This is a genomic window from Corallococcus sp. AB049A (assembly GCF_003668885.1).
GTDB lineage: Bacteria > Myxococcota > Myxococcia > Myxococcales > Myxococcaceae > Corallococcus > Corallococcus interemptor.
In genome coordinates, this window is sequence record NZ_RAWL01000889.1 from 1 (window position 1) to 641 (window position 641).

A 641-nucleotide genomic window follows, 5' to 3' on the forward strand; every position below is an offset into this window, starting at 1 on the left:
GACTGCGCCTGCTGCGCGGCGGCGAGGAGGAGGACGAGGAGGGCGCTGGGGGTGGCCATACTCTGGGAGCGGCGAGCTTTCCGGCAGGAGCGAGTGGTGGTACCCACCCCGGGTCTCTGCGCGCAGTCAAGTCAAGATGTAATTGACAACCGTTGTTGAATGCAATCATCTCTTACGCCCATGACCATCGCTGAGCAAGTGGCATCGACGCGACGCGCAGTGGTCCGGCTGCTCACCCAGAAAGTGGGAGAGCAAACGGATCGACCACTGATGCAGCTGCTCGTGCTGAAGACCATCGGCGTGGTCGGGCTCCACAGTCAGGCCGCCATCGCGGAGCGGCTGCTCATCGACGCGCCCGCAGTGAGCCGGCTGGTGGATCGCCTGGAGGAGGATGGGCTGGTGGCGCGCCGCGCGGGGGAGAACCGCCGCTGCGTGCGCCTGGAGATCACCGAAGCGGGGCGCCAGGAGTACCAGGCCCTGCAGCGCGCCGTGGACTGGCTGGACACGCAGGCCCGCGAGTCGCTGTCGCCACCGGAGTTCGACGAGCTGTCGCGCCTCCTGGACAAGCTGCAGACGGGGCTGTTCCAGCTCCTGGGCAACGAGCCCGCCCCCGCCCCCCGCAAGGACGACCTGTTGTCCTG

At 67.9% G+C, this 641-nt stretch carries 1 protein-coding gene; it reads left to right on the forward strand.

Going from position 1 to position 641, the window contains the following annotated elements; translation table 11 throughout:
* Positions 1-270: 270 nt before the first annotated feature.
* Positions 271-641: MarR family winged helix-turn-helix transcriptional regulator (locus tag D7X55_RS40090; RefSeq protein WP_233610401.1), on the forward strand; the 371-nt coding region annotated here is incomplete at its 3' end.